At 65.6% G+C, this 10,108-nt stretch carries 8 protein-coding genes; 6 read left to right on the forward strand and 2 right to left on the reverse strand.

Going from position 1 to position 10,108, the window contains the following annotated elements:
• Position 1: 1 nt before the first annotated feature.
• The 4 genes from AC6CHP_RS20245 (at position 2) to AC6CHP_RS20260 (ending at position 6,211) form a co-directional block, all read left to right on the forward strand.
• Positions 2 to 991, forward strand: coding sequence for an ABC transporter permease (locus AC6CHP_RS20245; protein ID WP_188810856.1), 990 nt, complete (start codon positions 2 to 4; stop codon positions 989 to 991).
• Entirely contained in the window at positions 988 to 3,225 is a 2,238-nt protein-coding gene (locus AC6CHP_RS20250; RefSeq protein ID WP_498231907.1) for an ABC transporter ATP-binding protein, read from the forward strand. The genes AC6CHP_RS20245 and AC6CHP_RS20250 overlap by 4 nt, the downstream gene beginning before the upstream one ends.
• A gap of 52 nt (positions 3,226 to 3,277) precedes the next feature.
• Complete coding sequence (locus AC6CHP_RS20255; RefSeq protein WP_188810860.1) at positions 3,278 to 4,996, forward strand: ABC transporter family substrate-binding protein; 1,719 nt, start codon at positions 3,278 to 3,280, stop codon at positions 4,994 to 4,996.
• Between the two features lie 141 nt (positions 4,997 to 5,137).
• Entirely contained in the window at positions 5,138 to 6,211 is a 1,074-nt protein-coding gene (locus AC6CHP_RS20260) for a Gfo/Idh/MocA family protein (RefSeq protein ID WP_377192674.1), read from the forward strand.
• 104 nt (positions 6,212 to 6,315) lie between these two features.
• Here the strand turns inward: AC6CHP_RS20260 and ald are convergent, their stop codons facing one another.
• Positions 6,316 to 7,434 carry an alanine dehydrogenase gene (ald, locus tag AC6CHP_RS20265; protein ID WP_066272403.1) on the reverse strand — a complete coding sequence of 373 codons (1,119 nt, stop codon included), beginning with the start codon at positions 7,432 to 7,434 and terminating at the stop codon, positions 6,316 to 6,318.
• 233 nt (positions 7,435 to 7,667) lie between these two features.
• Between ald and AC6CHP_RS20270 the strand changes: the two genes are divergently transcribed.
• Positions 7,668 to 8,888 (forward strand): PucR family transcriptional regulator, encoded by a 1,221-nt coding sequence (locus tag AC6CHP_RS20270; protein ID WP_427116530.1) that lies wholly within the window; start codon positions 7,668 to 7,670, stop codon positions 8,886 to 8,888.
• Here AC6CHP_RS20270 and AC6CHP_RS20275 read toward each other — a convergent pair.
• Positions 8,815 to 9,291 carry a helix-turn-helix domain-containing protein gene (locus AC6CHP_RS20275; RefSeq protein WP_498231910.1) on the reverse strand — a complete coding sequence of 159 codons (477 nt, stop codon included), beginning with the start codon at positions 9,289 to 9,291 and terminating at the stop codon, positions 8,815 to 8,817. The genes AC6CHP_RS20270 and AC6CHP_RS20275 overlap by 74 nt on opposite strands.
• Before the next feature lie 49 nt (positions 9,292 to 9,340).
• Here AC6CHP_RS20275 and AC6CHP_RS20280 point away from each other — a divergent pair.
• Positions 9,341 to 10,108, forward strand: a 768-nt coding sequence (locus AC6CHP_RS20280; protein WP_498231912.1) for an alpha/beta fold hydrolase, incomplete at its 3' end; no start/stop codon positions are given.

Here is a 10,108-nt window from a genome sequence, read left to right on the forward strand (position 1 = left end):
CGTGACCAACCTCAATGCAGTAGACCCCGCCGCCGTCGCGCAGGACGCCCACCTGGAGGGCGCCGACGTCGTCATCGGCAAAAACACCATCATCTTCCGCCGCTTCATGCGGAACAAGACAGCCGTGGCAGGGCTTGCCATCTTCCTCGCCCTGACCGTTTTCTCCTTCGTGGGCGGGTACTTCACCCAGTGGGACAAGCAAACCATCGACCCCTTCAACATCGGCATGCCGCCGTCGGCCGAACACTACCTGGGCACCTCCCAGGCCGGGATCGACCTCTACGCAATGACGGTGGAAGGCACCAGGATCTCCATCCTGATCGGACTGATCGTCGGGCTCGTGTCCGTCCTCGTCGCCGCCGTCTACGGGTGCACCATGGCCTACTTCGGCGGCAAGGTGGACAAGGTGATGCTCTTCATCCTCGAAGCGCTCATCATGATGCCGGCCCTCCTGGTGGTGGCTGTGGCCACCAGCGGCGGAGGCGAAGGGCTCAGGCGGGACCTGCCGTCCTGGCTGCTGCTGATCATTGTGCTGCTCGTCTTCAGCTGGATGGGAACAGCAAGGCTCATCCGGTCCCTCTCCATGTCCCTCATGCAGCGGGATTTCGTCAAGGCCGCCCAGTACATGGGTGTGCCGGCGCGGAGGATCGTGTGGCGCCACCTGGTGCCCAACATCGGATCGCTGCTGGTCCTGGACATCACCCGTGGAGTCACCGGTGCCATCCTCGCTGAAGTTGCCTTTTCCTTCATCGGCATCGGCATCAAGGTTCCGGATGTGAGCCTCGGTGTTTTGATCGGCGGCGCCACATCCCAGGTGCAGACCTTTCCCTGGATGTTCTGGGTGCCGTTGACCGTCATGTTCCTGCTCACGGGCTCGCTCGCCATGATGAACGACGGACTGCGCGACGCCTTCGATCCAAGCTCAAGCTCCTCCGGCAGCGCCAAAAAGCGCACCGCCCTGAAAGCCCGTGTTAAGGGGAACGCCTCATGAGCAGCGAAATTGCCGCCGGACCGGTTGACCAGCCGCAGTCAGCTGTGGAGCGGCTGCACATCGCCGGCCTTCACGCCCCGGCGGACGCAATCCTGTCCGTCCGGGACCTGAACGTACGCTTCAACACCGAAAACGGTGTGGTTCATGCAGTCCGGGGCGTCGACTTTGACCTCATGCCTGGAAAAACACTCGGCATCGTGGGTGAATCCGGCTCCGGCAAATCGGTCACGTCCCTTGCCATCATGGGCCTCCTGCCCACCACGGCGGAGGTCAGCGGCTCGGTACGGCTGAAGGGCAAGGAATTGCTGGGCCTCAGCGACAAGGCCATGTGCGAGTACCGCGGCAATGAGCTTGCCATGGTCTTCCAGGATCCGCTGTCCTCGCTGACGCCCGTCTACACGGTGGGCAACCAGATCATGGAAGCGCTGACCATCCACAACCCCACCATGAGCAAGCAGGCGAAAGAAGCCCGCGCCGTCGAACTTCTTGCCATGGTGGGCATTCCCAGCCCCAAGGAACGGCTCAGGGCCTTCCCGCACGAGTTCTCCGGCGGCATGCGCCAGCGCGTGATGATTGCCATTGCCATCGCCAACAACCCGCGGGTCCTCATCGCGGATGAGCCGACGACGGCGCTGGACGTCACCATCCAGGCGCAGGTGCTGGAGGTGCTGCATAGGGCGCAGGAGGAGACCGGAGCCGCCGTCGTGATGATCACGCATGACCTGGGCGTTGTGGCGGGCATGGCGGACGACATCATGGTGATGTACGCAGGCAGGCCGGTGGAGACCGGAGCGGTGGATGACATCTACTACAACCCGCGGATGCCGTACACCATGGGCCTGCTCGGTGCCGTTCCGCGCGTTGACGTTGCGGAGAAGTCATCGCTGGTGCCCATCGAGGGCATGCCGCCGAACCTGATCCACGCGCCTACCGGCTGCTCTTTCGCGCCCCGTTGCCCGCTCGCCACGGACGCGTGCCTGGAGGGTGAACCGGCGCTGGCGCCGGTTCCGGGGCCGGCCGCCCACCGCGCCGCCTGTATCAAATCCGGTTCGCTGGGCGGCGACGTTGATGTCCATGACGTCTTCGCCGCTCCGCCGGTGCCGGTATCCCGCTTCGATGCCATCCCGAGGGAGGAGCGCTCCACCGTCCTGCAGCTGAAGGACGTCCGCAAGCACTTCCCGCTCACCAAGGGCGCACTTCTGAAGCGCCGCATTGGCACTGTCAAAGCCGTGGACGGACTGAGCTTCGATATCCGCGAAGGGGAATGCTTCTCCATCGTGGGCGAGTCGGGCTCAGGCAAGACCACCACCCTGCTGGAAATCATGGAGTTCCACAAGGACCAGGACGGCGAGGTGGTGATCGGCGGGATCAGCAACAAGCAGGCCGCCGACGGCAAGACCAGGAGCGCTATGCGCCGGGAACTCCAGATGGTGTTCCAGGACCCCACCGGCGCGCTCGATCCCCGGTTCACGGTGTATGAAGTCCTTGCTGAACCGCTGCAGAACGCGGGCATGAACAAGGCCGACACCAAAAAGCGGATCATGGAACTGATGAAGCTGGTGGGCCTGCAGCCTGACCACGTGAACCGCTTCCCCAACCAGTTCTCCGGCGGGCAGCGCCAGCGCATCGGCATAGCCCGCGCACTGGCCGTGAACCCGAAGCTTGTAGTCCTGGACGAGCCTGTCTCGGCCCTGGACGTCTCAGTGCAGGCCGGCGTGATCAACCTCCTGGACAAGCTCCGGGCCGAGCTGGGCCTCAGCTACCTGCTGGTGGCGCACGATCTGTCAGTAGTCCGGCACATCTCCAACCGGGTGGCGGTGATGTATCTGGGGAAAATCGTGGAAATCGGCGAAGTGGACCGGGTGTTCGACAACCCCCGCCACCCCTACACCCGCGCCCTGCTCTCCGCCATCCCCGTACCGGACCCCCAACTGGAGCGCACCCGGGAACGGATCATCCTGCAGGGCGACCTGCCGTCTCCACTGGGCACCCCCAAGGGCTGCAACTTCGCCACCCGCTGCCCTGTGTTCGCTGCGTTGCCGGCAGCCAAGCAGGAAAAGTGCCTGACCCTGGAACCGCCGCTGGAACAGGTAGCACCCTCCCCGGCGGCCCAAACCCTGGCGGCGGATCCACTGCCCGCCCCGGACCAACGCTTCGCCTGCTTCTTCCCTGACGGAGAACTGGACGAGGACATGCTGGTAGTCCACGAATCGGCGGACCACCATGCGCCCTAGGTTTCTTCGACCCATCACAAGCACCACCACTCGCACCAACGAAGGGAACACCATGAGGAATCTGAACAGGATCGGCGGAGCGGCGGCGATCACCGCAGCTCTGGCGCTGACGGCCTGCGGCGGCGGTGGCGGGTCCACCGGCCCGGAAACGGCCAAGGGGCAGGAGGCAGGCAGCGACCTGTCCAAGCTCATCAGCGTCAACGAGAAGCCTGCTGCGGACCTTGAACAGGGCGGCAAGGTCACCCTTCCGCTGGGCAACATCGGCCCCGACTTCAACGGGTTCTCCAACAACGGCAACAGCGCTGACAACTCCGCGCTACAAATCCCAATGAACCCGGTCGCTGTGAACAGTGGCGGCATCGGGGGCTGCTGGAAGCTCGACTTCGAGGGCAAGGCGTCCCCCAACAAGGACTTTTGCGAGACCGTGGAAAACGAAGTCGAGGATGGCAAGCAGACCATCACCATCAAGGTCAACGAGAAGGCCACCTACAATGACGGCACCCCGATCGACGTCAAGGCCTTCCAGAACACCTGGAACATCCTCAAGAGTCCGGATGCGGGCTACGACATCGTCAGCTCGGGTGCCTATGAATTCGTGGAATCCGTCGAGGCAGGCAGCAGCGACAAGGAAATTATCGTAAAGACCAGCCAGCCGGTTTATCCGCTGGAGGACCTGTTCTTTGGACTGATCCACCCCGCCGTGAACAGCCCCGAGATCTTCAACGAGGGCTTCAACGGCGAGCTGCACCCGGAATGGATGGCCGGTCCGTTCAAGCTGGACCAGTACGACACCGCGGCCAAGACCGTCACGCTGGTGCCCAACGAGAAGTGGTGGGGCAACAAGCCGGTCCTGGAAAATGTGGTGTTCCGCCAGCTGGAGACCAGCGCCCAGATCGCTGCCTTCAAGAACGGTGAGATCGACGCCATGTCCGCCAACACCATCTCCCTGTACAAGCAGCTTGAGGGTACCAGCAACTCCGAGGTCCGCCGCGGCCAGCGCCTGTTTGCCGGCGGTATGAACCTCAACGCCCAGCGCATCACCGACGTCGCCGTCCGCGAGGCCATCTTCGCCGCGGTTGACCGTGAAGCCCTCCGCAAGGTGCGCTTCAACGGCCTGAACTGGGAAGAGCCCAGCTCCGGTTCCATGATGCTCCTGCCCTTCTCCGAGTACTACCAGGACAACTACCCCGTGAAGGAAACCGGACCGGAAGCCGCCAAGAAGGTGCTGACGGACGCCGGCTACACCGAGAACGCGAACGGCATCATGGAGAAGGACGGCAAGCCCGCGGCCTTCAAGATCAGCAACTTCGGTGACGATCCCACCACCCTCGCCTTCACCCAGACCCTGCAGCAGCAGCTCCAGGCCGGCGGCATGGATGTTGGAATTGACCAGCGCGCCTCGGCCGACTTCGGTAAGGTCCTGGGCTCACGCGAGTTCGACATGAGCGTCTCCGGCTACACCGTGGGCGCGGACGCCACGTCCGCCGTCAAGCAGTACTACGACTCCAAGACCAACGAGAACCAGCTGGGCGACGCCGAGCTGGACAAGAAGATCGCTGATCTGGCCTCCATCGAGGACAACGCCGAGCGCAACAAGGCGGCCATGGAAGTGGAGAAGGAGCACATGGCGAAGTACTTCTCCATGGGTGTGGTCATGAACGGCCCGCAGATCTCCTTCGTCCGCACGGGCCTGGCCAACTACGGCCCGTCCCTGTTCCAGAGCCTCTCCCAGGTTCCGGACTGGACCACCCTCGGCTGGGAAAAGAAGTAACCCCACCCAGTAACGCTCTCTCACTACCTGCAGGTTTTCCTGCGACGCTCTCCCACTTCCCGGCGATCCTTACCGGAAAGTGGGAGAGCGTTTGTGTTTTTGGGGCAGCAAGTGAGAGAGCGTCCGGAGTACGGTAGGCCTATGACCGGGACTGAAGCTTCAGCACGCACAATTCGCACCGCCGTCGTGGGTTTCGGGTTGTCCGGGAGCGTGTTCCACGCGCCCCTGATAGCAGCGGACCCGCGGTACTCACTCAGCATGATTGCTACGTCCAACGCCGGCAGGGAGGCTGCGGCGGCCGCGCAGTACCTGGATGTGAAAACCGTGCCGGACGGCCAGGCAGTCCTCGAACACGCCAACGATGTGGACCTGGTGGTGCTGGGGACTCCGCCCGCCACCCATTACCCGCTGGCCAAGGCCGCCCTGGAAGCGGGCCTGGATGTGGTGGTGGACAAGCCTTTCGCCGTGACCAGCGGGCAGGGGCAGGAGCTCATCACGCTGGCCAGGGAACTGGGCCGGATCCTCACGGTTTTCCAGAACCGGCGCTGGGACGGCGACTTCCTGACCCTGCGAAAGCTCCTGGAAGCTGATGCCCTGGGTAAGGTGACACGGTTTGAATCACGCTTTGAGCGGTGGTCGCCCGCCATCGCCAAGGCCTGGAAGGCCCGCGCCACCGCGGCCGATGGCGGCGGAACGCTGTTCGACCTTGGCAGCCACCTGATCGACCAGGCCCTTCAGCTCTTCGGGCCGGCCGCCGTGGTCCACGCGGAACTGAAGGCACGCCGCTCCGACGAACGGGCGGATGACGACGTTTTCCTGGTCATGCGCCATGAGTCCGGTGTGATCAGCCACCTCACCATGAACATGCTCTGCGCGCAGCAGGCCCCGCGGTTCCGCGTGCTGGGTTCCGTGGGCGGTTTCACCAAGAACGGGGTGGACCCGCAGGAGCCGTACATCGCCGCCGGCGGCAGCCCCCTGGACGCGGAGTACGGCCAGGAGGCGCCCGAGTGGGCAGGCCTCCTGGGCCGCGATGGACACCTGGACGCCCTGCCCACCGAGCGCGGCGCGTACCCGGAGTTCTACCGGCTCCTGGCAGAGAAAATCCTCGACGGCGGCACAGCGTCAGGCCTGCCCCTCCCCGTAGACCCACAGGACGCCGTCGAGTCCCTCAAACTAATAGAACAAGCACGGGAACTGGCGAGCGGCAGGTCTTAAATCACAACGCTGGACGACAGGCATCCGGCAGCGGGCGTCAGAGGCGACGAAGGAGCCAGCCCGCAGAGGATGCGTGTCGTCGAGCGCAGCGGGACGGGTGAGACCTACGCAGAAACCAGTTCGTGCCAGTCCGCTACGAGGGGCAGGTTGTGCGCCTCGGATACGGAGTGGTGTGCCACGTGGCCGGCGGCGATGTTGAGGCCGGCTGCGAGGGCGGGGTCGCGGTCGAATGCTGCCCTGACGCCCAGGTTGGCGAGGGCCACCGCGTGCCGCAGGGTGACGTTGGTCAGCGCGTAGGTGGAGGTGTTCGGCACAGCGCCGGGCATGTTGGCCACGCAGTAGAAGATGGTGTTGTGCACCTTGTACGTGGGTTCCTGGTGCGTGGTGGGGTGGGTGTCCTCGAAGCAGCCGCCCTGGTCCACGGCGATGTCCACCAGGACTGAGCCGGGCTTCATGCGGGCCACGAGGTCGTTGGTGACCAGCTTGGGGGCCTTGGCGCCGGGGATGAGGACGGATCCGATCACCAGGTCCGCGTCCACCACGGACTTTTCGATCTCGTACTTGTTGGACGCAACGGTCTTGAGCCGGCCCTGGTACTGGGCGTCCAGTTCGCGAAGGCGGTTGATGTTGATGTCCAGGATGGTGACGTCGGCGCCCAGGCCCAGGGCCATGGCGGCGGCGTTGGTGCCGGCCACGCCGGCGCCGAGGACAACGACCTTGGCGGGCCGGACGCCGGGGACGCCGCCGAGCAGCACGCCCTTCCCGCCTGCGGGGGCCATAAGCGAGGATGCGCCCACCTGCACGGAAAGCCGGCCCGCAACCTCTGACATGGGGGCGAGCAGCGGAAGGGTGCGGCCCTCCTGGACGGTTTCGTAGGCGATGGCGGTGACGCCGGAGTTGATGAGCTCGCGGGTGAGTTCGGGCTCGGCGGCCAGGTGGAGGTAGGTGAAGAGGATCAGGCCCTTGCGGAAGCGGTGGTACTCGGCCTTGACCGGCTCCTTGACCTTCATGACCATGTCCGCGCGTGCCCAGACGTCGTCCGCCTCGTTGACGATCTCGGCACCGGCGATGGAGTATTCCTCATCGGTGATGCCGGAGCCCAGCCCCGCGCCGCGCTCCACCAGCACGGTGTGGCCGTTGCTGCGGAATTCGTGGACGCCGGCGGCGGTGATGGCCACCCGGAACTCGTTGTTCTTGATTTCTTTGGGGACGCCGATGATCATCGTGGGCTCCATATCTTCGGCCTGGTCAGCCGGAAAGTGCGGAAGGATTTCGTGTATCAACGATAAATCCGGTTGTGAGCCAGCTGACATGAAAGCGAGGTGAGGGCGGAAGCAGATCCGCGCCATTCCGCGGATCTCGCCGTCATCAACTCGACGTTTGTCGAGCTGCAGGGCGGCAGGTGTCGCCTCATGTCCGTTCGTCCACGGGACCTTCCGGGCAGTAATGTTGGCGCATGCAGCTGCAGGGTGTGGAAGAACTGGTTGAGCAGGTGGCGCAGAAGCTGGGCCGTGGCCTGTCGCTCGAGGACCTGGACGGTGTGCTGCTTGCCTACAGCTCCAACCAGTCCCACGCAGACCGCGTCCGGGTGAACTTCCTGCTGAGCAAGAAAGTCCCGGCGGACGTCAGCGCGTGGCAGCTCTCGCACGGCATCGCCACGGCGGTGCGGCCCGTGGTGGTTCCCGCCAACCAGGACCTGGGCATGCTGGGCCGGGTCTGTGTTCCGCTGATGGTGCGAGGCTTCCGGGTGGGATACCTGTGGGTGCAGCAGGACTCGGCGGATGAAAGCCCGACGGCGATCCTCACCCAGCTTCCGGCCGTCAACCACGAGCTCGAGATGCTCTCAGGGCTCCTGCTGGACTCGAACACTGCGGAATCGGAGTTCCGCCGCGGGCGTGAACGGGAGTTCCTGGCCGCCTGCGCCGGCGAACCCAATGCGGTGGCCGCCGTGGCGGGCTGGAAGGAAGTCCAGGGCCGCGGGCCCTGGCAGGTGGTGACGGTGCTGGACGCCGACGGCTGGTCCGGCGGGCCGGACCCCATCGCGTCCACCCTGATCCACCGGGCCGCCGCGCTGCAGGCGACCATTGGTGTGGATTCCGCCCTGTTCAGCGCTGGCACGGAGACGCATTCGGTGGTCCTGTTCCGTGAGTTGTCCGGCCGGGCGAACCACGCCCAGGTCCTGGTGCACTACCAGCTGGAACTGGCCAAGCGCTCCGGCCGTCCGGTCCACCGCATCATCCTGGGGCTCAGTGAGGGCTTCGGCCGGCCGCGGGAGCTTGCCGCTGCTTACCGGCAGTCGAAGGTGGCGGCCCAGGCCGCAGCCGTGGATCCGCAGCTCGGCGAACTCGTTGACTGCCGGGCCGCCGGGGTCTATCAGCTCCTCGCATCCGCAGGAGGAGGGGCCAGTGCCTGGGCTGACTCGGGTTCGGTCTACTTCCGCATGCTCGAGGACCACGACCGCAACGGGGAGCTGCTGCCCGTTCTGGAACTCCTCTACGACAATGACGGCTCCGTCCAGGACGTGGCCACGAAACTCCACCTTCACCGCAGCAGCATCTACAACAGGCTGGGCCGGATCCGGCAGCTGCTCGGCGTGGATCCGCTCAAGGGGATGCCCCGCCTGGAGCTCCACGCCGCGCTGAAGATGCGCCGCTGGGCAGGCAGGCCCAGGATCTAGGCGCCCGCCCGGGGGCCTTCCCCACCTCGCGCAGCTCGGATTTTTTCTGCCCCTCCAGCCACGCCATGATGGCGGCCCGCGGAATCCGCCGGTGTGTGCCGCGGTACTCCACGGGGATCTCGCCGCGGTCCGTCATGTTCCGCAGGTAGGTGTGCGAGATGCCGGCCAGCTCCGCTGCCTTGGATGTGGTGAGCATGTCCTCCACGCTGCTGACCGTCACCGCGTCGCCGCGGCTGAAGCGGTGCAGGAGATCGACGACGGCGTCCCTCGCCTGGGGCGGCAGCCGGTGGACCGTGCCGTCCACGAAAACGGTGATGTCGTCACTGCCCGCCAGTGCACGGCCCAGCTTCTCGGCATCCTCCGACGGGAGCGCGCCAGTGATCCGGGGAGCTATCAGTGCCATACACCCAGCCTACCGGCGGCCACCCCGCCCCGGGCGGTATGCTCGGCTGATGGAACTTAGTGGCGGCCGGGACGTCGAGGCGGGCGGACTCCGGGGCAAGCTGTACGCCTCGGTAAAGCCCGCAGGATCCGCGCCCAGGCCTGCCTACGTCCTGCTGCACGGCATTGGAGTGTCCCACCGGTACCTCGCCCGGCTGCACCTGAAGCTAGCCAGGGAAGCGGACGTCTACACCTTCGACCTCCCGGGCTTCGGAAAGGCTTCACGGCCCCCGCGCCAGCTGCAGATCGGTGACTTTGCGGCGTTCGTGGGCGCTGTCCTGGCGGAGTCAGGAGTTTCCAGCTACGTGGTGGTGGGCCACTCCATGGGGACGCAGTCCGCGGTGGAGCTCGCGCTCCAGGAGCCCGGCCGGGTGGCGGGCGCCGTGCTGATGGGACCCGTGGTGGACTCCCCCCGGAAGACAGTCACCAGGCAGGCGCTGGCACTTACGCGCGATGCCCTGTTCAGGGAGAGCCTGACCTCGAACGCCCTCGTGTTCAGCGACTACTTCAGGGCCGGCCCGCGCTGGTACCTGACCGAGCTTCCCGTGATGATGGACTACCCCATGGAGGAAAAGGTGGCCGCCGTCAGCCAGTCCGTCCTGGTCCTTCGGGGCGCCAGGGACCCCATCGCGCGCCGCCCCTGGTGCGAACACCTTGCCGCAGTCGCCCGTCAGGGCACCATGGCTGAAATCCCGGGGCAGGGCCATGTGCTGCAGCACACCGCCCCGGGCGCATCGGCCGAGGCCATCAGCGGCTGGGTCCGGGCCCTGGACGGCTTC

The sequence above is a fragment of the Pseudarthrobacter sp. GQ63 genome (genome assembly GCF_059758765.1).

What these genes read in the sequence shown, in the direction of transcription:
- AC6CHP_RS20250 (WP_498231907.1), top strand. Translation starts at nt 988, where the DNA reads ATGAGCAGCGAAATTGCCGCCGGACCGGTTGACCAGCCGCAGTCAGCT.
- AC6CHP_RS20255 (WP_188810860.1), top strand. Translation starts at nt 3,278, where the DNA reads ATGAGGAATCTGAACAGGATCGGCGGAGCGGCGGCGATCACCGCAGCT.
- AC6CHP_RS20260 (WP_377192674.1), top strand. Translation starts at nt 5,138, where the DNA reads ATGACCGGGACTGAAGCTTCAGCACGCACAATTCGCACCGCCGTCGTG.
- ald (WP_066272403.1), bottom strand. Translation starts at nt 7,434, where the DNA reads ATGATCATCGGCGTCCCCAAAGAAATCAAGAACAACGAGTTCCGGGTG.
- AC6CHP_RS20270 (WP_427116530.1), top strand. Translation starts at nt 7,668, where the DNA reads ATGCAGCTGCAGGGTGTGGAAGAACTGGTTGAGCAGGTGGCGCAGAAG.
- AC6CHP_RS20275 (WP_498231910.1), bottom strand. Translation starts at nt 9,291, where the DNA reads ATGGCACTGATAGCTCCCCGGATCACTGGCGCGCTCCCGTCGGAGGAT.